This is a genomic window from Enterobacter sp. BNK-16 (assembly GCF_048684955.1).
GTDB lineage: Bacteria > Pseudomonadota > Gammaproteobacteria > Enterobacterales > Enterobacteriaceae > Enterobacter > Enterobacter bugandensis.
Genome location: NZ_JBLQTQ010000001.1, coordinates 4,688,630 through 4,709,894, shown reverse-complemented (window position 1 = coordinate 4,709,894; position 21,265 = coordinate 4,688,630). Strand labels below are relative to the sequence as shown.

General features: G+C 58.3%; 19 protein-coding genes. 14 read left to right on the top strand and 5 right to left on the bottom strand.

Annotation, left to right across the window (positions count from 1 at the left end):
* The first annotated feature begins 83 nt into the window (after nucleotides 1-83).
* The gene (locus ACMGGH_RS22565; RefSeq protein ID WP_028014079.1) at nucleotides 84-722 is read left to right on the top strand and encodes a DUF1007 family protein; all 639 of its coding nucleotides are present in this window, start codon (nucleotides 84-86) and stop codon (nucleotides 720-722) included.
* Nucleotides 713-1,705 carry a nickel/cobalt transporter gene (locus ACMGGH_RS22560; protein ID WP_028014078.1) on the top strand — a complete coding sequence of 331 codons (993 nt, stop codon included), beginning with the start codon at nucleotides 713-715 and terminating at the stop codon, nucleotides 1,703-1,705. The genes ACMGGH_RS22565 and ACMGGH_RS22560 overlap by 10 nt, the downstream gene beginning before the upstream one ends.
* A 5-nt stretch (nucleotides 1,706-1,710) precedes the next feature.
* Here the strand turns inward: ACMGGH_RS22560 and suhB are convergent, their stop codons facing one another.
* A complete protein-coding gene (suhB, locus tag ACMGGH_RS22555; protein ID WP_232948937.1) occupies nucleotides 1,711-2,514 on the bottom strand; it encodes an inositol-1-monophosphatase in 804 nt (267 codons plus the stop codon).
* A gap of 132 nt (nucleotides 2,515-2,646) precedes the next feature.
* Here suhB and trmJ point away from each other — a divergent pair, with 132 nt between their 5' ends.
* The 11 genes from trmJ to sseB all read left to right on the top strand — a co-directional run bounded on the left by trmJ (nucleotide 2,647) and on the right by sseB (nucleotide 11,376).
* A complete protein-coding gene (gene trmJ / locus ACMGGH_RS22550) occupies nucleotides 2,647-3,372 on the top strand; it encodes a tRNA (cytosine(32)/uridine(32)-2'-O)-methyltransferase TrmJ (protein WP_193066277.1) in 726 nt (241 codons plus the stop codon).
* A gap of 216 nt (nucleotides 3,373-3,588) precedes the next feature.
* On the top strand, nucleotides 3,589-4,080 hold the full coding sequence (gene iscR, locus ACMGGH_RS22545; RefSeq protein WP_008502158.1) for a Fe-S cluster assembly transcriptional regulator IscR: 492 nt from the start codon (nucleotides 3,589-3,591) through the stop codon (nucleotides 4,078-4,080).
* A gap of 117 nt (nucleotides 4,081-4,197) precedes the next feature.
* Nucleotides 4,198-5,412 (top strand): cysteine desulfurase, encoded by a 1,215-nt coding sequence (gene iscS / locus ACMGGH_RS22540; RefSeq protein WP_193066278.1) that lies wholly within the window; start codon nucleotides 4,198-4,200, stop codon nucleotides 5,410-5,412.
* Between the two features lie 24 nt (nucleotides 5,413-5,436).
* On the top strand, nucleotides 5,437-5,823 hold the full coding sequence (gene iscU, locus ACMGGH_RS22535; RefSeq protein ID WP_003860661.1) for a Fe-S cluster assembly scaffold IscU: 387 nt from the start codon (nucleotides 5,437-5,439) through the stop codon (nucleotides 5,821-5,823).
* A gap of 13 nt (nucleotides 5,824-5,836) precedes the next feature.
* On the top strand, nucleotides 5,837-6,160 hold the full coding sequence (iscA, locus tag ACMGGH_RS22530; protein WP_003860659.1) for an iron-sulfur cluster assembly protein IscA: 324 nt from the start codon (nucleotides 5,837-5,839) through the stop codon (nucleotides 6,158-6,160).
* A gap of 76 nt (nucleotides 6,161-6,236) precedes the next feature.
* Nucleotides 6,237-6,752, top strand: a complete 516-nt coding sequence (gene hscB / locus ACMGGH_RS22525; RefSeq protein WP_193066279.1) for a co-chaperone HscB — start codon at nucleotides 6,237-6,239, stop codon at nucleotides 6,750-6,752.
* A gap of 14 nt (nucleotides 6,753-6,766) precedes the next feature.
* The gene (hscA, locus tag ACMGGH_RS22520) at nucleotides 6,767-8,617 is read left to right on the top strand and encodes a Fe-S protein assembly chaperone HscA (protein WP_232948936.1); all 1,851 of its coding nucleotides are present in this window, start codon (nucleotides 6,767-6,769) and stop codon (nucleotides 8,615-8,617) included.
* Nucleotide 8,618: 1 nt separating this feature from the next.
* A complete protein-coding gene (fdx, locus tag ACMGGH_RS22515) occupies nucleotides 8,619-8,954 on the top strand; it encodes an ISC system 2Fe-2S type ferredoxin (protein ID WP_003860652.1) in 336 nt (111 codons plus the stop codon).
* 1 nt (nucleotide 8,955) lies between these two features.
* On the top strand, nucleotides 8,956-9,156 hold the full coding sequence (iscX, locus tag ACMGGH_RS22510; RefSeq protein ID WP_003860650.1) for a Fe-S cluster assembly protein IscX: 201 nt from the start codon (nucleotides 8,956-8,958) through the stop codon (nucleotides 9,154-9,156).
* Nucleotides 9,157-9,216: 60 nt separating this feature from the next.
* Nucleotides 9,217-10,503 carry an aminopeptidase PepB gene (pepB, locus tag ACMGGH_RS22505; protein WP_088204541.1) on the top strand — a complete coding sequence of 429 codons (1,287 nt, stop codon included), beginning with the start codon at nucleotides 9,217-9,219 and terminating at the stop codon, nucleotides 10,501-10,503.
* A 96-nt stretch (nucleotides 10,504-10,599) separates the two neighbouring features.
* Nucleotides 10,600-11,376: an enhanced serine sensitivity protein SseB gene (gene sseB, locus ACMGGH_RS22500; RefSeq protein ID WP_153656508.1), complete on the top strand. Its 777-nt coding sequence runs from the start codon at nucleotides 10,600-10,602 to the stop codon at nucleotides 11,374-11,376.
* A gap of 17 nt (nucleotides 11,377-11,393) precedes the next feature.
* Here sseB and ACMGGH_RS22495 read toward each other — a convergent pair whose 3' ends face one another.
* From ACMGGH_RS22495 to ACMGGH_RS22480, 4 genes are all read right to left on the bottom strand, one after another.
* Nucleotides 11,394-12,164: a MurR/RpiR family transcriptional regulator gene (locus tag ACMGGH_RS22495; protein ID WP_028014071.1), complete on the bottom strand. Its 771-nt coding sequence runs from the start codon at nucleotides 12,162-12,164 to the stop codon at nucleotides 11,394-11,396.
* Nucleotides 12,164-13,009 (bottom strand): 3-mercaptopyruvate sulfurtransferase, encoded by an 846-nt coding sequence (gene sseA, locus ACMGGH_RS22490; protein ID WP_150145446.1) that lies wholly within the window; start codon nucleotides 13,007-13,009, stop codon nucleotides 12,164-12,166. The genes ACMGGH_RS22495 and sseA overlap by 1 nt, the downstream gene beginning before the upstream one ends.
* A gap of 90 nt (nucleotides 13,010-13,099) precedes the next feature.
* A complete protein-coding gene (locus ACMGGH_RS22485; protein WP_150145448.1) occupies nucleotides 13,100-14,467 on the bottom strand; it encodes a 6-phospho-alpha-glucosidase in 1,368 nt (455 codons plus the stop codon).
* A gap of 12 nt (nucleotides 14,468-14,479) precedes the next feature.
* Nucleotides 14,480-16,024: a PTS transporter subunit EIIC gene (locus tag ACMGGH_RS22480; protein ID WP_063943553.1), complete on the bottom strand. Its 1,545-nt coding sequence runs from the start codon at nucleotides 16,022-16,024 to the stop codon at nucleotides 14,480-14,482.
* Nucleotides 16,025-16,311: 287 nt separating this feature from the next.
* Between ACMGGH_RS22480 and ACMGGH_RS22475 the strand changes: the two genes are divergently transcribed.
* Nucleotides 16,312-21,264, top strand: coding sequence for an alpha-2-macroglobulin family protein (locus tag ACMGGH_RS22475; protein ID WP_232948935.1), 4,953 nt, complete (start codon nucleotides 16,312-16,314; stop codon nucleotides 21,262-21,264).
* Nucleotide 21,265 lies beyond the last annotated feature (1 nt).

Here is a 21,265-nt window from a genome sequence, read left to right as displayed (position 1 = left end):
GGATGGGCGCTGAAAAGCGCGCCGGCAGGCCTTTCACTCAGGATTGCTGGGGAACATCACAGAATTTTTGACGTGAGGAATTGATGCAGACAGTTAAACAAAATGCGATGGCGTTATTTTTGGCGGTTATAACCTTTACCGCCAGCGCACATCCTCACAGTTTTATCAGCCTGAAAACCGAGCTGGTCACCGACGGCACGCAGCTGAGCGGCCTGAAAATGCGCTGGACGATGGATGAAATCACCTCAGCGGATCTGCTTTATGATGCGGGTAACGCGAAGCCCGGCGACGAAATCTGGAAAAAGCTGGCGGCAGAAGTGATGGCCAACGTGCTCGGGCAGCACTACTTCACCGAGTTCTGGCATAACGGACAAAAGGTGAAGTTCCTCAATCGCCCGACAGAATACGGCATGTCCCGCGACGGACATCAGGCAGTGCTGACGTTCGTGCTCCCACTGGCGCATCCGCAGCCGCTGGCAGGACAAACCTATACGTTTTCCACCTTTGACCCAACGTACTACGTCGATATGAGCTACGCCGAGGACAGCGACGTGCAGCTTCCTGCGTCGTTGCAAAAAACCTGCAACATTACGGTTCACACCCCGAAGCCCAGCGAAGAGACGCTGAATTTTGCTGTCTCTCTTGATAAAGAGGATGCCCCACCGGAGGACATGGAACTGGGTAAACAATTTGCGCAGAAGGTAACGTTACAATGTCAGTGATCTCCTCTCCGGTACGAAAGCCGCGCCGCTGGCTGCACCTCTGGCCGCTGGCGCTTTTTCTACTGCTCGCCGTTTGCGGTTCGCTCTGGTTGTGGCAGGCCTGGCCGCAGGTGATGATGAAAAGCATCATCTGGCAGCGTGAGGTCAACCAGCAGATGAGCGGGCTGCTGAAGGCGGTGGCAGAGAACCCGACCAAAGCGGGCGGTTCCCTGCTGGCGTTCAGCTTTATCTATGGCGTGCTGCACGCGCTGGGGCCGGGGCACGGCAAAATCGTTATTACCACCTGGCTTGCCACCCATCCGTCGAAGCTGAAATCAAGCATTGGCCTGACGCTGGCCTCTTCGCTGCTTCAGGGGGGCGTGGCGATTGCGCTGGTGGTGGTTGTGCTTTCGCTATTACAGCTTCCCGCGCGCCAGCTGCACCTGAGCAGCTTCTGGCTGGAGAAGGGCAGCTATGCGCTGGTCGGCGTGCTGGGGCTGATCCTCTGCTGGCGGGCGCTGAAAAAGCTGCGCGCGCTGCTGCAAAAGCCCAAATTCAAAACCTTTACGCCGCACCACGTTCATGATGAACACTGCGGCTGCGGGCATCAGCATCTGCCGACGCAGGAACAATTACAGAGCGGTGACGACTGGCGCGCGCGGCTGATGATAGTTCTCTCTATGGGGATGCGCCCGTGCTCGGGAGCAATCATGGTGCTGCTGTTCAGTAAAGTGATTGGCGTGTTCGGCTGGGGCATGCTCTCGGCGCTGGCGATGGCGGCAGGAACCTCTCTCACCATTTCGTCTTTGGCGTTGCTGGTTCACAGCTTCCGTCAGCTTGCGGTAAAACTCAGCGGCAATAAAACGCCGGTACTGTGGCGGCAGGTAGGATGGACAACGCTCGCGCTGGCGGGGGGAGTGATTCTGCTGGTGGCGGCGGTAACGATGTGGATGAGCGCGGCGCCGTTTAGCACCCTCTCCCCTTTGGGGAGAGGGCTGAGATGAGGAGATTAACGCTTCAGCGCATCGCTCAGCTCGTCACGCATGTTGGCCAGCATGGCTTTAACAACGCGTGGGTTACCCGCAACGATGTTGCCGGTGGTCATGTAGTTGTGGCCGCCGGTGAAGTCGCAAACAATCGCGCCTGCTTCACGTGCGATCAGCTCGCCCGCAGCGAAGTCCCACGGCTTCAGTGACAGTTCGAAGTAACCGTCAACGCGGCCGGTTGCCACATAGACCAGATCCAGCGCAGCAGAGCCGGTGCGACGGAAGTCCGCGCATTCGGTGAACAGCTTGCCCAGGATATTCATATAGGTAGTTGCGTGCTGCTTCGCCTTGAACGGGAAGCCGGTCGCCAGGATGGTGCCGTCCAGATCGCGTGCATTGCTGCAGCGCAGACGGTAGCCGTTCAGCTGTGCGCCCTGACCGCGGGTCGCGGTGAACAGTTCGTTACGCATTGGATCGTAAACAACGGCGACTTCAGTACGGCCTTTAATGCGTACTGCGATTGACACAGAGAAGTGTGGCAGGCGTTTAACGAAGTTGGTGGTGCCATCCAGTGGATCGATAACCCATTGAACATCCTGATCGGTACCTTCATGTTCACCGCTTTCTTCGGTGATGATGGTGTGCTGCGGGTAAGATTTGCGGATCGTTTCGATAATAATCGCTTCTGCGGCTTTATCGACGTTAGTCACGAAATCATTGCTGCCTTTCTGGCTGGTTTCTACGGAGTCTGGCGTTTCGTAGTGTTTGGCAATTACATTACCCGCCTTGCGCGCTGCGCGCACGGCGATGGTCAGCATCGGATGCATCGGTCTCTCTCACTGGATGTTAAAGAACAGGAAAATCGGCGCAGAGTATAGCAGCGGGATCGGATTATGTCTCCCGTTTATGATAATATGCCCGAATATTCTTCAGACACTGAACCCAGACATCTAAAAATTATGCTGCAAAACATTCGAATCGTGCTGGTCGAAACATCGCACACCGGCAACATGGGCTCTGTGGCCCGCGCTATGAAAACCATGGGCTTAACGAACCTGTGGCTGGTTAATCCGCTGGTGAAACCAGACTCTCAGGCTATCGCCCTGGCGGCAGGGGCCAGCGACGTTATCGGTAATGCGCAGATCGTTGATACCCTCGACGAAGCGCTGGCCGGTTGCAGCCTGGTGGTGGGCACCAGCGCGCGCTCACGCACGCTGCCGTGGCCGATGCTGGATCCGCGCGAATGCGGCCTGAAAAGCGTCTCAGAAGCAGAGCAGGCGCCGGTTGCGCTGGTGTTTGGCCGCGAGCGCGTTGGCCTGACCAACGACGAACTGCAGAAGTGCCACTACCACGTGGCGATTGCAGCCAACCCGGAATACAGCTCGCTGAACCTGGCAATGGCGGTGCAGGTAATCGCCTACGAAGTGCGCATGGCCTGGCTGGCGACGCAGGAGAAGCAGGCAGAACCGAAAGAAGATACGGCCTACCCGCTGGTGGACGACCTTGAGCGTTTCTACGGTCACCTGGAGCAGACGCTGCTCGCTACCGGCTTCATCCGTGAAGGCCACCCTGGCCAGGTGATGAATAAGCTGCGCCGCATGTTTACCCGCGCGCGTCCGGAAAGCCAGGAGCTGAACATCCTGCGCGGAATTCTGGCGTCGATTGAGCAGAAGAATAAAGAGTAGTGCCGATTTCCCCCTCTCCCCGTGGGAGAGGGTTGGGGTGAGGGCATCAGGCCGCACCTATATTATGAAGGCACAGAAGGTTAAATACCTGACTAAAACAGTCAAGTAAATAGTTGACCATTTTAGTCAGGAATGTCAGACTTGGCCCTGCTATGCAATACCCCCATTTTACAATAAAAAACCCCGGGCAGGGGCGAGTTTGAGGTTAAGTAAGACATGAGACTGACATCTAAAGGGCGTTATGCCGTGACCGCGATGCTGGACGTTGCGCTCAACTCCGAAGCGGGCCCGGTTCCGTTGGCTGATATTTCTGAACGACAAGGGATCTCCCTCTCTTACCTGGAACAGCTGTTCTCCAGACTGCGTAAAAATGGACTGGTGTCCAGCGTTCGTGGCCCGGGCGGCGGTTATCTGCTGGGTAAAGACGCGGGCAGTATTGCGGTTGGCGAAGTGATTAGCGCGGTGGATGAATCCGTTGACGCAACCCGTTGCCAGGGTAAAGGCGGCTGCCAGGGCGGCGATAAGTGCCTGACCCACGCGCTGTGGCGCGATCTGAGCGACCGTCTGACCGGCTTCCTGAACAACATCACCCTCGGTGAACTGGTCAATAACCAGGAAGTTCTGGACGTATCAGGCCGTCAGCACAGCCATGATTCACAACGCAGCACCCGCGCGCAGGACGCTATCGACGTCAAATTACGCGCGTAATAAAACGATAAGTATTTCAGAATCAGGCCGGGGTGGTCACACCCCGCGTACTCGGTCGTACATCCAGCCGGTTGCCTGATTCCTTGCATTGAAGCGATGTACGGAGTTTATAGAGCAATGAAATTACCGATTTATCTCGACTACTCCGCAACCACGCCGGTGGACCCGCGTGTTGCCGAGAAAATGATGCAGTGTCTGACCCTGGACGGAAACTTTGGTAACCCAGCTTCCCGTTCACACCGTTTTGGCTGGCATGCTGAAGAGGCGGTGGATATCGCCCGTAATCAGATTGCTGACCTGGTGGGTGCCGACCCGCGTGAGATTGTTTTCACCTCCGGTGCGACCGAATCCGACAACCTGGCGATCAAAGGTGCAGCCAACTTTTATCAGAAAAAAGGCAAGCACATCATCACCAGCAAAACCGAACACAAAGCCGTGCTGGACACCTGCCGCCAGCTGGAGCGTGAAGGGTTCGAAGTGACCTATCTGGCGCCGCAGAGCAACGGTATTATTGACCTGAAAGAGCTCGAAGCGGCGATGCGTGACGACACCATCCTGGTCTCCATCATGCACGTTAACAACGAAATCGGCGTCGTTCAGGACATCGCGACCATCGGCGAAATGTGCCGCGCGCGCGGTATCATCTACCACGTGGATGCGACCCAGAGCGTGGGTAAACTGCCTATCGACCTGAGCCAGCTGAAAGTAGACCTGATGTCCTTCTCCGGCCACAAAATCTATGGCCCGAAAGGGATCGGCGCGCTGTACGTTCGTCGTAAGCCACGTATCCGCATCGAAGCACAGATGCACGGCGGCGGTCACGAGCGCGGCATGCGTTCCGGTACGCTGCCTGTTCACCAGATCGTGGGCATGGGCGAAGCGTACCGCATTGCGAAAGAAGAGATGGAAACCGAGATGGCACGCCTGCGCACGCTGCGTAACCGTCTGTGGGACGGCGTGAAAGATATGGAAGAAGTGTATCTGAACGGCGATCTCGAGCAGGGCGCGCCGAACATCCTCAACGTCAGCTTCAACTATGTTGAAGGCGAATCGCTGATCATGGCGCTGAAAGACCTGGCCGTTTCTTCCGGTTCTGCCTGTACGTCTGCAAGCCTGGAGCCATCCTACGTGCTGCGCGCGCTGGGTATGACTGACGAGCTGGCACACAGCTCTATCCGTTTCTCTTTAGGTCGTTTCACTACCGAAGAAGAGATTGACTACACCATCGAGCTGGTTCGTAACTCCATTGGCCGTCTGCGCGACCTTTCTCCACTGTGGGAAATGTTCAAGCAGGGCGTGGATCTGAACAGCATTGAATGGTCACATCACTAATCGGTATATAAGGAGAATTCAATCATGGCATACAGCGAAAAAGTTATCGATCATTACGAGAACCCGCGCAACGTTGGCTCTTTTGACAACAGCGATGAATCTGTCGGTAGCGGCATGGTTGGCGCGCCAGCGTGTGGCGACGTGATGAAGTTGCAGATTAAAGTCAACAATGAAGGTATCATTGAAGACGCGCGCTTCAAGACCTACGGCTGCGGTTCTGCAATTGCGTCCAGCTCCCTGGTCACCGAGTGGGTGAAGGGCAAGTCTCTGGACGAAGCACAGGCAATTAAGAACACGGATATTGCTGAAGAACTCGAACTGCCGCCGGTGAAAATTCACTGTTCAATTCTGGCAGAAGACGCGATCAAAGCCGCCATTGCGGATTACAAAAGCAAACGTGAAGCAAAATAATTGAGGTTTGAGTATGTCGATTACCCTTAGCGACAGCGCTGCCGCGCGAGTAAGCTCTTTTCTGGCGAACCGTGGTAAAGGCTTTGGCCTGCGACTGGGCGTACGTACCTCCGGCTGTTCTGGTATGGCTTACGTACTGGAGTTTGTTGACGAGCCGGCGTCTGACGACACCGTGTTTGAAGACAAGGGCGTGAAGGTGGTGGTCGATGGCAAAAGCCTGCAATTTCTCAACGGCACTCAGCTGGACTTCGTAAAAGAAGGCCTGAACGAAGGGTTCAAATTCACGAACCCGAACGTCAAAGACGAGTGTGGTTGCGGCGAAAGCTTCCACGTTTAACCGCGCGTCATCCGAAACCCCACCGTGGCTTTGCTGCGCGTGGGGTTTGTTCTAACAGGCTACCCCTGAGATTGTTATGGATTACTTCACTCTCTTCGGACTACCCGCTCAATACCCGATCGATCTTCAGGCGCTGACGGTCCGTTTTCAGGATCTGCAGCGTCAGTATCATCCGGATAAATTCGCCAGCGGGACGCAGGCAGAGCAGCTGGCTGCGGTATCGCACTCCGCGACTATCAACCAGGCCTGGCAGACGCTGCGCCATCCGCTGGCGCGTGCAGAATATCTGCTCTCGCTCCACGGCTTTGATCTGGCGAGCGAACAGCACACCGTGCGCGACACCGCGTTTCTGATGGAACAGCTGGAGTTGCGCGAAGAGCTGGATGAGATTGAACAGGCCAAAGACGAAGCGCGTCTGGAACGTTTTATCACGCGCGTGAAGGGCATGTTCGATACCCGCCATCAGCAGATGGTGAAGCAACTGAACAACGAGACCTGGGACGTGGCGGCAGACACTGTGCGCAAACTCCGTTTTCTCGATAAACTGCGAAGCAGCGCTGAACAACTCGAAGAAAAGCTGCTCGATTTTTAATTTCGGAAGCAATTATGGCCTTATTACAAATTAGTGAGCCTGGCTTAAGCGCCGCACCGCACCAGCGTCGTCTGGCGGTCGGTATTGACCTGGGCACCACCAATTCCCTCGTGGCGACCGTGCGCAGCGGCCAGGCGGAAACGCTGGCCGACGAGCAGGGCCGCCATCTGCTGCCTTCCGTGGTCCACTACCAGCAGCAGGGTCACGCGGTCGGCTATGACGCCCGCGCCAACGCCGCGCGCGATCCGGCCAACACCATCAGCTCCGTAAAGCGCATGATGGGCCGCTCGCTGGCTGATATCCAGACCCGCTACCCGCACCTGCCGTATCAGCTGCAGGCCAGTGAAAACGGTCTGCCGATGATTGCCACGGCGGCCGGTTTGCTGAACCCAATTCGCGTTTCCGCTGATATCCTCAAAGCGCTGGCGGCGCGCGCGACGGCGACGCTTGGCGGCGATCTGGACGGCGTAGTGATCACCGTTCCGGCCTATTTTGACGACGCACAGCGTCAGGGCACCAAAGACGCCGCGCGTCTGGCGGGCCTGCACGTGCTGCGCCTGCTGAACGAACCGACGGCGGCTGCGATTGCCTACGGCCTCGACTCCGGTCAGGAAGGGGTAATTGCGGTCTACGATCTGGGCGGCGGCACCTTTGATATTTCGATCCTGTGCCTGAGCCGCGGGGTGTTTGAAGTGCTGGCGACCGGCGGGGATTCCGCGCTCGGCGGCGATGATTTCGACCATCTGCTGGCGGACTACATCCGCGAGCAGGCGGGCATCAGCGATCGCAGCGATGCGCGCGTTCAGCGCGAACTGCTGGATGCTGCCATCGACGCCAAAATTGCGCTGAGCGATGCGCAGTCGGTCAGCGTTAATGTCGCAGGCTGGCAGGGTGAAATCACCCGCGACCAGTTCAGCGAGCTGATTGCGCCTCTGGTTAAACGCACCCTGCTGGCCTGCCGTCGCGCATTGAAGGATGCGGGCGTGGAGGCTGACGAGGTGCTGGAAGTGGTCATGGTGGGCGGCTCAACGCGCGTGCCGCTGGTGCGCGAGCGGGTGGGCGAGTTCTTTGGCCGCACGCCGCTGACCTCCATCGACCCGGACAAAGTGGTTGCCGTCGGCGCCGCTATCCAGGCCGATATTCTGGTTGGCAACAAGCCGGACAGCGAAATGCTGCTGCTGGATGTCATCCCGCTGTCTCTCGGTTTAGAAACCATGGGCGGCCTGGTGGAGAAAGTGATCCCGCGTAACACCACCATTCCGGTGGCGCGTGCGCAGGAGTTCACCACCTTCAAAGACGGCCAGACCGCGATGTCCATCCACGTGATGCAGGGCGAGCGCGAACTGGTGCAGGACTGCCGCTCTCTGGCCCGCTTTGCGCTGCGCGGCATCCCGGCGCTGCCAGCTGGCGGGGCGCATATTCGCGTGACCTTCCAGGTAGATGCGGACGGCCTGCTGAGCGTCACGGCGATGGAAAAATCGACCGGCGTGGAGTCGTCCATCCAGGTGAAGCCGTCCTACGGCCTGACCGATGGCGAAATCGCCTCCATGATCCAGGATTCAATGAGCTACGCCGAGCAGGATGTGAAGGCGCGTATGCTGGCTGAACAGAAAGTTGAAGCCGCACGTGTGCTGGAAAGCCTGAACGGGGCGCTCGCTGCCGATGCCGCGCTGTTAAGCGCCGCCGAGCGTCAGGTGATTGACGAGGCTGCCGCGCGCTTACGCGCAGTCGCCGAAGGCAATGACGCTAACGCAATAGAAGAAGCCATTAAAAACGTTGATAAACAAACCCAGGACTTCGCTGCTCGCCGCATGGACAAATCTGTCCGCGTCGCGCTGAAAGGCCAGTCCGTGGACGAGGTTTAATATGCCAAAGATTGTTATTTTGCCTCATGCGGACCTCTGTCCGGATGGCGCTGTTCTGGAAGCGAAGACCGGTGAAACCATTCTCGATGTTGCCCTGCGTGCAGGTATCGAAGTGGAACACGCCTGTGAAAAATCCTGTGCCTGCACCACCTGCCACTGCATCGTGCGTGAAGGTTTCGACTCTCTCGCCGAGAGCACCGAAGACGAAGACGACATGCTGGATAAAGCATGGGGTCTGGAGCCAGACAGCCGCCTGAGCTGCCAGGCCGCGGTGACCGATGAAGATCTGGTCGTGGAATTCCCACGCTACACCATCAACCACGCACGCGAGCATTAATATGGGACTGAAGTGGACAGACAGCCGTGAAATCGGCGAAGCGCTCTACGACGCGAACCCGGATCTCGATCCCAAAACCGTACGATTCACCGACATGCACCAGTGGATCTGCGATTTAGAGGATTTCGACGACGATCCAAACGCATCCAATGAAAAAATTCTGGAGGCGATTCTGTTAGTCTGGTTAGATGAAGCAGAATAAATAACAAAACGGGCTGCCTTCAGGCGGCCCGTTTGCTAGTTGCTAATAAGGAAAAATAAAATGACCGAAGCGATGAAGATTACGCTCTCTACGCAGCCCGCCGACGCGCGCTGGGGCGAGAAAGCCAGCTACAGCATCAACAACGACGGTATCACCCTGCACCTGACGGGCAAAGATGATTTAGGTCTGATCCAGCGCGCCGCGCGTAAAATTGACGGCCTGGGCATTAAGCATGTCTCGCTGGAAGGCGAAGGTTGGGATACTGACCGCAGCTGGGCGTTCTGGGCGGGCTACAAAGGCCCGAAAGGCACCCGCAAAATTGAATGGGCGAACCTCGACGAAGCCGGTCAAAAAGAGCTGGAAAGCCGCCTGCACATTATCGACTGGGTGCGCGACACCATCAACGCCCCGGCGGAAGAGCTTGGTCCTGAACAGCTTGCGCAGCGCGCCGTTGACCTGCTGTGCGGCGTGGCGGGGGATAACATGTCCTACCGCATCACCAAAGGTGAAGATCTGCGCGAGCAGAACTACATGGGCATCCACACCGTGGGCCGTGGTTCTGAGCGTCCTCCGGTCCTGCTGGCGCTGGATTACAACCCAACCGGCGATAAAGAAGCGCCTGTCTTTGCCTGCCTGGTCGGTAAAGGTATCACCTTCGACACCGGCGGCTACAGCCTGAAGCAGAGCGCGTTCATGGATTCCATGAAGTCCGACATGGGCGGCGCGGCAACCATCACCGGCGCGCTGGCGTTCGCCATCACCCGCGGTCTGAACAAGCGCGTGAAGCTCTACCTGTGCTGCGCGGACAACATGGTGAGCGGCAACGCCTTCAAGCTGGGCGACATCATTCGCTACCGCAACGGTAAAAATGTCGAAGTGATGAACACCGATGCCGAAGGCCGTCTGGTGCTGGCCGATGGCCTGATCGACGCCTCTGCCCAGAAGCCAGAGCTGATTATCGACATGGCGACCCTGACCGGCGCGGCGAAAACCGCCCTGGGCAACGACTACCACGCGCTGTTCAGCTTTGACGACAAGCTGGCCGCTCGCCTGCTGGCAAGCGCGGCTGCGGAAAACGAACCGTTCTGGCGTCTGCCGCTGGCCGAGTTCCACCGCAGCCAGCTGCCGTCTAACTTTGCCGAGCTGAATAACACCGCGAGCGCGGCGTACCCGGCGGGGGCAAGTACCGCAGCAGGCTTCCTGTCGCACTTCGTTGAGAACTATCACGAAGGCTGGCTGCACATCGACTGCTCCGCAACCTACCGTAAGGCGGCAGTTGAGCAGTGGTCCGCGGGTGCGACCGGTCTGGGCGTGCGTACCGTGGCGAACCTGCTGACGGCTGAGTGATCTTTTTTGCCCGGCGGCGCTGCGCTTGCACGGGCCTGTGGTTTTGTAGGCCGGGTAAGCAAAGCGCCACCCGGCGTTTATTGAAGTAGCCAAACTATGTCAGATACCAAAAACGAATTAGAAACCCTGCTGGAACAGGCGGCGACCGAGCCCGCCCATCGTCCGGCATTTTTCCGCACGCTGCTGGAATCCACCGTCTGGGTGCCGGGCACCGCGGCGGAAGGTGAGCAGGTAGTGGAAGACAGCGCGCTGGATCTGCTGCACTGGGAGAAAGATGACGGCACGTCGGTGATCCCGTTCTTCACTTCATTGGAAGCGTTGCAGGAAGCGGTAGAAGATGAACAGGCGTTCGTGGTGATGCCGGTGCGCACGCTGTTCGAAATGACGCTGGGCCAGACGCTGTTCCTTAACGCTAAGCTGCCAACCGGGAAAGAGTTCACGCCGCGCGAGATCAGCCACCTGATTGGTGAAGAGGGTAACCCACTTAGCACGCAGGAGGTGCTGGAAGGGGGCGAAACGCTGCTGCTGTCTGAGGTGGCCGAGCCGCCTGCGCAGATGATCGATTCGCTGACAACGCTGTTCAAAACGCTCAAGCCCGTCAGGCGCGCGTTTCTCTGCTCCATTAAAGAGCGCGCGGACGAAAAGCCGGTGCTGTTGATCGGTATTGAAGCCGATGGCGATTTCGACGAGATCGTTCAGGCGGCGGGAAGCGTGGCCACCGACACGCTGCCGGGCGATGAGCCGATCGATATCTGTCAGGTGACGAAAGGTGAGAAGGGCATCAGCCACTTCATCACCGAGCACATCACGCCGTTCTACGAGCGTCGCTGGGGCGGTTTCCTGCGCGATCTCAAGACCAACCGCATCATCTGATTACGGCGGGGTGAATGTCACCCCGTTGCCTCCAGCAGCAGTAAATCCATCAGCAGCACCAGATTCGACTCAAACGACGTCACGCCCGCGGCTTCGGCGGCGAAGTGCACCGCCTCGTCATACAGCGCAAAGTGCACGTCCGCCATGCCCGCCAGCGTATTGGCCGAGGCGCGGGTAAAGGCGACGACCGTCATGCCGACGTTTTTGGCAATCCGCGCCTTATCCAGCACCTGTTCCGTTTCGCCGCTGCGGGAGACGGCAATAAATACCTGATAACGCGCAGCGTTGCTGAGAAAAATGTTTCGGCTGTCCCCCGGCCCGGAGATGAACGCCGTTTTGCCCAGCACCTGCAGCTTCTTGGTCAGGTACTCGGCAAAGAGATAGGAAAACCCGGCCCCGTAGAGAAAAAAGCTCTCTTTCTGCCGCAGCAGGTCGGCGAACTGCTGGCGCTTCTCCTGCGTGATCCACTGGAAGGTGTGCTGATAGTTAGCGATAAACTGATTAAACAGCGCCGGGAGCTCAGGAAGGGATTGCGCCTGAGCGGCAATATGCGGCGTATCGGAGAGCAGCTGCTTGCAGTGCCAGATAAACTCGCTAAAGCCGCTAAACCCCAGCTTCTGACACAGCCGCATAATGGTGGCGGTAGAAACAAACGTCGCCTGCGCCAGTTCGCGCACCGTGATGTTGCCCACCAGCAGCGGATGCTCCGTCAGGTGGGCGAGGACGCGATACTCCGCGCGGGTCAGGGACGCCCCGCGCGTTAACAGCGTGGCCAGGCGGTTATCCATTATTTCGCCGGTTCAACTGGCAGATCGTCACGCGCCCCCCATTCGCTCCAGGCGCCGTCGTAGAGCGTAACGTCGTTGACGCCGAGGGTGGCGAGCGCCAGGATCACCACGCAGGCCGTCACGCCGGAGCCGCAGCTGGCAATAATCGGGCGATGTAAATCCACGCCCGCGCGGTCAAAAATGGCACGCAGCTCGTCGGTAGTTTTCAGCTCGCCCTCAAACACCAGGTCGCCCCACGGCACGTTCAGCGCACCTGGAATATGGCCTCGTCTCAGCCCTGGACGTGGTTCATCCGCTTCAGCGTTAAAGCGTGGTGCAGGGCGCGCATCGACGATTTGCGCCGTCTTTTCATGGCTCGCGACCAGTACGTCGGTCAGGCGCTTCACCACGTTAGCGTCGAACGTCGCGTCGAACTCGCCTTCCGGCAGCGTCACGTCGCCCTGCTGGAGCGGCAGCTCGTCACGCTTCCAGCCCGCCAGACCGCCCGCCAGAATCGAGACTTTTTCCACGCCAAACTTTTTCAGCATCCACCATGCGCGCGGCGCGGAGAACAGATTGCCTTCATCGTAAACAACAAGATGTTTGTCTTTGCTGACGCCCAGCTCGCGCATCGCCACGGAAAACGCTTCCGGGCGCGGCAGCATGTGCGGCAGGGGAGAGGTATGATCGGAGAGGGCTTCGATATCAAAAAATACCGCGCCAGGCAGATGCCCTGCGCGGTATTCACCGGGAACGTCACGATGTTCCTGGCCCGGCGGGGCCATACGCGCGTCAATAATCTGGACTTCCGGATCGTCGCCGTGCTCAATCAGCCAGTCGGCGGCGACAAAATATGAGGTGGACATGGGTTGCCTCCATTCTTTTCCGTAAAAAAGGATTGTCGGTGTTTTTTCTGACACCGACAAGCAAACCACGTTCAACTCGCGAGCAAGCCCCTATTTTTTCACCGTTTCGCCGTCCTGCCAGGCTTTTTGCAGCGCAGGCCAGTAGTCGCGGTTGGCTTCTATCATCTCATCCAGAATCGCTTTTGCGTGCTCCATGGTGGGCACGGTGCGGTTGAGGGTGAACGCCTGAAGCGCTTTCTCATAGCTGCCTTCGATGGTCGCCTCTACCAGTAGTTGTTCAGACGCCAGCTGCTGTTGCAGCAGGGTCTGGTGGAACAGCGGTACCAGCCCCACGCGCACAGGCTCCGGCCCTTCGGAGGTGATGTAGGCGGGTACTTCCACCACCGCATCGTATGGCAGATTAGTAATCGCCCCGCGGTTCTCCACCATTACCAGATGGCGTTGGCGCAGGTTAAAGGCCAGCGAGCAGGCGACATCGACGATAAACTCGCCGTGAACGCCCACGTGGAAGGCATCCGGTAAAATCCCGGTGCGCTTGTACTCTTCGGCGGCGGCGAACAGCTTTTTCTCACGCCCGTTCATCACTTCGTTGGCGCGGGTATAGTCCGGGTTCTGATGCTCCACAATCTGGTTCGGCATCAGGTAGTACTGCAGGTACGGGTTCGGCAGGTACTCCGGGAAGTTATCCATAATCGGCTTGATGTTGCGCCAGGTTTTAACCCACGAAGGATCCGAGTGCTGCGGATCGGTTTTTGCGGCATCTTCCGTCAGCAGGCCAAACTTCGCGATATGTTTACGCAGCTCCGGTAATTTGTCCTCGCCGTCCACCAGCACGCGGGTAAACCAGCCGAAGTGGTTCAGGCCAAAGTAGTCCACCTCCAGTTTGCGACGATCGACACCCAGAATGGCCCCCATATTACGCATCGCCGCGACCGGCATATCGCAGATGTTCAGCACGCGAGCATTTGGTCGCAGGCGTCGCACACCCTCCGCGACGATCGCCGCCGGGTTGGAGTAGTTCACGATCCAGGCTTTCTCATGCGCGTAGCGATCCACCAGATCGATAAGCTCGACCATTGGCAGGATCGTGCGCAGTCCGTAGGCCAGCCCGCCGGGGCCGCAGGTCTCCTGGCCGACCACGCCGTGACGCAGCGGGATCTTCTCATCCTGCTCGCGCATTTTGTACTGGCCGACGCGCATCTGGGCGAAAACGAAATGCGCGCCGCTGAAGGCCACTTCCGGGTCACTAGTGACGGTAAATTTGATGCTCTGACTGTGGTCGCGAATCACTTTCTCAACCACCGGCGCAATGGTGTTCTGACGCGCCTCGTCGATGTCATAGAGGCGGATTTCAGCCAGCGGGAAATCCTGCAGGCGCATCATCAGGCTTTTCACAATACCCGGCGTGTAAGTGCTGCCGCCGCCGGCAATCGACAGAATGAATGGGGGTGTAAACATCTTTAGCTCCTTTCAGAGAAACGTCTCAACGGCTTCTCGCATTTTTTTGACGTGCAGCCCGTAGACCACCTGAACGTTGTTACCTTGTTTGATAACCCCTTTCGCGCCGGTCGCCTTCAGGCGCGGCTCGTCGATGATGGCGACATCCTTCACCGTGACGCGTAAGCGGGTGTAGCAGTTATCCACAACCTCAATATTTTCCCGGCCGCCCAGGCCCACCACGATGGACTCGCCCAGCCCGTCGTTATTGCCTTTCGCCTGGTACTCCTGCTTGCTGTAGAGGCGTGTCTCCTGATCTTCATCCTCACGGCCCGGCGTTTTCATGTTGAAACGCAGGATAAGGAAGCGGAACACCACGAAGTAGAGGGCAAACATGATCAGCCCAACCACGATGTACATCGGCCAGTTGGATTTCTCGGTGCCGAGCGGCAGGTTGTAGAGAATGAAATCGATAATCCCGTTGGCGCCGATGGCATGAACGCCCAGCAGCGAGAACAGCATCATGCCAATACCGGTCAGGACCGCATGCACCACGAACAGTAGCGGGGCGACGAACAGGAAGGAGAATTCAATCGGTTCGGTCACGCCGACCAGCAGCGAGGTCAGCGCCGCCGGGATCAGAATGGCTTTCGCAACGGCTTTACGCTCCGGCTTCGCGGTCATGTACATCGCCAGCGCGGCGGCGGGCAGGCCGAACATCTTGCTGATGCCGCGCGCGTCCCACACTACCGTGCTGCTGAGCTGCTTCACGTCCGGGCAGGCCATCTCGGCGAAGTAGATATTGCGCGCCCCCTGGTAAGCCGTGCCGCACACCTCCTGCGTGCCCCCCAGTTCGGTATACAGGAACGGCGTATAAACCAGATGGTGCAGGCCGGTCGGCACCAGAATGCGCTCAAGGAAACCGTAGATCGCCACCCCGAACGGGCCGGAGCCTTTAATTGCCAGCGCCAGGGCGCTAATCCCATGCTGCGCGTACGGCCAGAGTTCGCTCATTACCACGCCGAGCAGCATAGAGACGGGCAACATGACAATCGCCACAAAACAGTGGCCGGAGTAAATCGCCATCGCGCCGTTAAACTGTACGCCGGAGTATTTGTTGTACAGATAACCGGAGAGCGCCCCGGTCAGGATCCCGGCGAAAACGCCCATCTCCAGCACCTGAACGCCCAGCACCATGCTTTGCCCGGCGGCTTTCATCTGCTCAGCAGGGGCAAGCTCGCCCTGCAGCTGCAGCGTCACGTTCATGGCGTTGATAAAGACCACGAAAGTCACCAGACCAATCAGCGCCGCGTAGCCTTTATCGCGCGTCGCCAGACCAATCGGGATCCCGACGGCAAACACCAGCGCCAGGTTGACCAGCACCGACACGGCAGATTTGGCGATCAGCTGGCCGATACTCTGGATAAGCGGATGGCCAAGGAACGGCAGGTATTCGGCCAGGTTACCGTTGCCCAGCACATTGCCAAAGGCGATAAACAGACCGACAATCGGTAAGATAAGTACCGGTCCGTATAATGATTTTCCGAAATTTTGTAGGGCGTTCACGGCTCGTTTCATGGCTTTCTCTCTTTTTGAACCGCGCACTCGGGGTGCGTCATGGTCATAAAACTAGCAGGCTCTGAGCGAACATATCCAGCTATCTTCTTGTTTTAAAAACAAATGACGTAAAAGGTAACATGTGACGTTATGCGCTGTGATCGCGGTTCCATCCCGGTGTAGCGGCGTGATGCCATTCTGCGAGGCGCTTTCCAGATTCTTAAATTGGACTTTTTGTATTAACGAAACTTGCGGATAATACTTATCCGGACGACGACCAACAGGCCCCCTCAGGCCAGGGACACAGGATGAAACCGTTTCGCTTAGCCGCGATCTCTCTCGCGCTGCTCACCACCTTTACGCTTGTCGGCTGTGATAACAGCGACGATAAACCTCAGGCTGCGGCTCCCGCAGCATCCACCGCATCAACACCGAAAGCCGCGGAAAAGCCCGACGCTGAAAAGCTGGCTAAAATGGCCGCCCAGAGTCAGGGAAAAGCGCTGACTCTGCTTGATGCGTCTGAAGTGCAACTGGACGGCGCCGCTACGCTGGTGCTGACCTTCTCTGTCCCGCTGGATCCGGAACAGGATTTCGCGAAAACAGTGCATGTTGTGGATAAGAAAAGCGGCAAAGTTGACGGGGCGTGGGAACTTGCGCCTAACCTGAAAGAGCTTCGCCTGCGCCATCTGGAGCCTAACCGAAACCTGGTTATCACCGTGGATCGTGGGCTGGTGGCGCTGAACAAAGCGACTTTTGGCATTGATTATGAAAAAGCTCTGACCACGCGAGATATAGAGCCGACGGTCGGTTTTGCCAGCCGCGGCTCGCTGCTGCCGGGCAAGGTGGTGGAAGGGCTGCCGGTGATGGCGCTTAACGTCAACAATGTGGACGTCAATTTCTACCGCGTGAAACCGGAATCGCTGGCCTCGTTTGTCAGCCAGTGGGAGTACCGCAACTCGCTGACCAACTGGGAATCTGACAATCTGCTGAAGATGGCGGAACTGGTCTATACCGGTCGTTTTGACCTCAACCCGGCGCGCAACACGCGTGAAAAACTGCTCCTGCCGCTTAAAGATATCAAGCCGCTTCAGCAGTCCGGCGTTTATATCGCCGTCATGAACCAGGCAGGGCACTACAACTACAGCAATGCCGCAACGCTCTTTACCCTGAGCGATATCGGTTTGTCTGCTCACCGCTATCATAACCGGCTGGACATTTTCACCCAGAGCCTGGAAAACGGTGCGGCGCAGTCCGGCGTCACCGTCACGCTGCTGAATGACAAAGGTCAGACGCTCGCCGAAGCCAGCAGCGACGCCGACGGCCATGCGAAGCTTGAAACAGACAAAGAAGCCGCGCTGATCCTCGCCAGCAAAGACGGCCAGACAACGCTGCTCGATCTCAAGCTGCCAGCGCTCGACCTGGCAGAGTTCGACATCGCCGGTAGCCCCGGCTTCAGCAAGCAATTCTTTATGTTTGGCCCACGCGATCTTTATCGTCCGGGTGAAACGGTGATCCTTAACGGCCTGCTGCGCGACAGCGACGGAAAACCGCTTCCCGATCAGCCCGTGAAGCTTGACGTGCTGCGCCCGGACGGCCAGGTGGCACGCACGATCGTTGTTCAGCCTGAGAACGGCCTCTACCGCTTCAACTACCCGCTGGATAGCGGCGCGCAGACCGGCATGTGGCATATTCGCGCCAATACGGGCGATAACCAGCAGCGCCTGTGGGATTTCCACGTCGAAGATTTTATGCCCGAGCGTATGGCGCTCAATCTGACGGGACAAAAAGCACCGGTTTCCCCACAGGATGAGGTGGACTTCAACATCGTGGGCTATTACCTGTATGGCGCTCCGGCCAACGGCAATTCTCTTCAGGGCCAGCTTTTCCTGCGTCCGCTGCGTGAGGCCGTTGCTGCGCTGCCCGGCTTCCAGTTTGGTGATATTGCGGAAGAAAACCTGAGCCGCAGTCTGGATGAAGTGCAGCTTACGCTGGATGAGCAGGGGCACGGGCAGGTCACCATCGAAAGCCAGTGGAAAGAGGTACACTCTCCTCTGCAGCTGATCCTGCAGGCGAGCCTGCTGGAATCAGGCGGCCGTCCGGTGACGCGCCGCGCGGAGCAGGCTATCTGGCCGGCGGCGCAACTGCCGGGTATCCGTCCGCAGTTCGCCAGTAAGGCGGTCTACGACTACCGTACCGATACCACCGTCAACCAACCGATCGTCGACGAGAACGGCAACGCCAGCTTTGACATCGTCTATGCCGATGCCAGCGGCGCGAAAAAAGCGGTATCCGGCTTACAGGTACGCCTGATCCGTGAACGCCGTGACTATTTCTGGAACTGGTCCGAGAGCGAAGGCTGGCAGTCTCAGTTTGATCAAAAAGAGCTGATTGAGGGCGAGCAGGAGCTTAGCCTTAAGGCCGATGAAACCGGCAAAGTCACCTTCCCGGTGGAGTGGGGCTCATACCGTCTGGAAGTGAAAGCGCCTGATGATGTGGTCAGCAGCGTGCGCTTCTGGGCAGGTTACAGCTGGCAGGATAACAGCGACGGCACGGGTGCGGCGCGCCCTGACCGCGTCACCCTTAAATTGGATAAACCGGCCTATCAGCCAGGCGATACCATCCAGCTGCACATTGCAGCGCCAGCCGCAGGCAAGGGCTATGCGATGATCGAGTCCAGCGAAGGGCCGCTGTGGTGGAAAGAGATCGACGTACCGGCAAACGGGCTCGATCTTTCCATTCCGGTGGATAAAGCCTGGAAACGTCACGATCTCTATCTCAGTACGCTGGTGGTGCGTCCTGGCGATAAATCCAAATCCGCCACGCCGAAGCGCGCGGTTGGTCTGCTGCATCTGCCGATGGGCGACGAAAATCGCCGCCTGAACATAGCACTGGATAACCCGCAGAAAATGCGTCCAAACCAGACGCTCTCCGTGAAGGTGAAGGCCAGCGTGAAAGAGGGGGCGGTTCCGCAGAAAGTGAACGTGCTGGTGTCGGCGGTGGACAGCGGCGTGCTGAACATTACCGATTACGTTACGCCAGATCCATGGCAGGCCTTCTTCGGCCAGAAGCGTTACGGCGCCGATATCTATGATATCTACGGCCAGGTCATTGAAGGGCAGGGCCGCATGGCCGCGCTGCGTTTCGGTGGTGACGGCGATGAACTCAAGCGCGGCGGTAAACCGCCGGTGAACCACGTCACCATTATTGCCCAGCAGGCTCAGCCGGTTACGCTGGATGCCAACGGAGAAGGCACCGTTACGCTGCCGATTGGTGATTTCAACGGCGAACTGCGTCTGATGGCGCAGGCGTGGACGGAAGATGATTTCGGCAGCAGCGAAAGCAAGGTTGTGGTGGCCGCGCCGGTCATTACCGAGCTTAATACCCCGCGCTTCATGGCGAACGGCGATACCTCACGGCTGACGCTGGATATCACCAACCTGACCGATCGGCCGCAAACGCTGAATATCGCCCTGAGCGCGACAGGCAAACTGGCGCTGGAAGGCGCGCAGCCTCAACCTGTCCAGCTCCCACCGGGGGCGCGCAGCACGCTGTTTATTCCGGTGCGCGCACTGGACGGTTATGGTGACGGTGAAGTGACCGCGCAGGTGACCGGCCTGCAGCTTCCGGGCGAAACCTTCGCACCGCAGCAGAAAAGCTGGAAAATTGGCGTACGTCCGGCATTCCCGGCACAAACGGTAAACACCGGGGCCATGCTGAACCCGGGAGAATCCTGGACCGCACCGGCGCAGCACAGCAACGGTTTCTCTCCAGCCACCCTGCAGGGGCAACTGCTGCTGAGCGGCAAACCACCGCTCAACCTGGCGCGCTATATTCGTGAACTGCAGGCGTATCCGTATGGCTGCCTGGAGCAGACCACCAGCGGCCTGTTCCCGTCACTCTATACCAACGCCGCGCAGCTTACCGCGCTTGGTATAAAAGGAGATACCGATGACCAGCGCCGTGCTGCCATTGATATCGGGATCTCCCGTCTGCTGCAGATGCAGCGTGATGATGGCGGTTTTGCCTTGTGGGATAAAAACGGGCCTGAAGAGTACTGGCTGACCGCCTATGTGACTGACTTCCTGGTGCGCGCGGGCGAGCAGGGTTATAGCGTACCTGCCGATGCGGTGAACAACGCCAACAACCGACTGCTGCGCTATCTGCAGGATCCGGGCATGATGTCTATCCGCTACAGCGACGACACCCAGGCCAGCAAATTTGCCGTGCAGGCGTATGCCTCGCTGGTGCTGGCGCGTCAGCAAAAAGCCCCGCTGGGCGCGCTGCGTGAAATCTGGGATCGCCACGCTCAGGCCGCCTCCGGGCTGCCGCTGATGCAGCTGGGTATGGCGCTCAAACTGATGGGCGACGCGCCGCGCAGCCAGCAGGCGCTGGATCTGGCGCTCAAAACGCCGCGTAACGACAGAAAAACATGGATGGCCGATTACGGCAGCCCGCTTCGCGATAACGCGCTGATGCTCTCCCTTCTGGAGGAGTATAAATTGCTGCCGGATGCGCAAAATACGCTGCTGAATGCTCTTTCTGAACAGGCATTCAGCCAGCGCTGGCTATCCACCCAGGAGAGCAATGCGCTGTTCCTGGCCGGACGTTCGCTGCAAACCCTGTCAGACGCATGGCAGGCGAAAACCACGTTGTCTGATACCGCATCAGGCGGCGATAAGGCGCAGGTACAAAACGTAAGCGGCGACCAGCTTGGTGCGCTTCAGGTAACCAATACCGGCACGGCACCGCTGTGGGTACGTCTGGACAGCACCGGCTATCCGGAATATGCGCCTCAGTCGAGTTCCAACGTGCTGCAGGTTGAACGTCATATCCTGGCAACCGATGGCAGCAGCAAATCGCTCTCTTCGCTGAAGAGCGGTGAGCTGGTGCTGGTCTGGCTTGAAGTGAAAGCCAGCCAGAACGTGCCGGATGCGCTGGTTGTGGATCTCCTCCCGGCTGGTCTGGAGCTGGAAAACCAGAACCTGGCGAGCAGCAGCGCAAGCCTGCAGGACAGCGGCAGCGAAGTGCAGAACCTGCTCAGCCAGATGCAGCAGGCGGACATTCAGCACATGGAGTTCCGCGACGACCGCTTTGTGGCCGCCGTGCCGGTAAACGAAGGTCAGCCGGTTACGCTGGTTTATCTGGCCCGTGCCGTAACGCCGGGCACCTACCAGGTGCCGGTTCCGATGGTGGAGTCTATGTACGTTCCGCAGTGGCGGGCAACGGGTGCGGCCAGCGGCCCGCTGATTGTTGTTCCGTAAT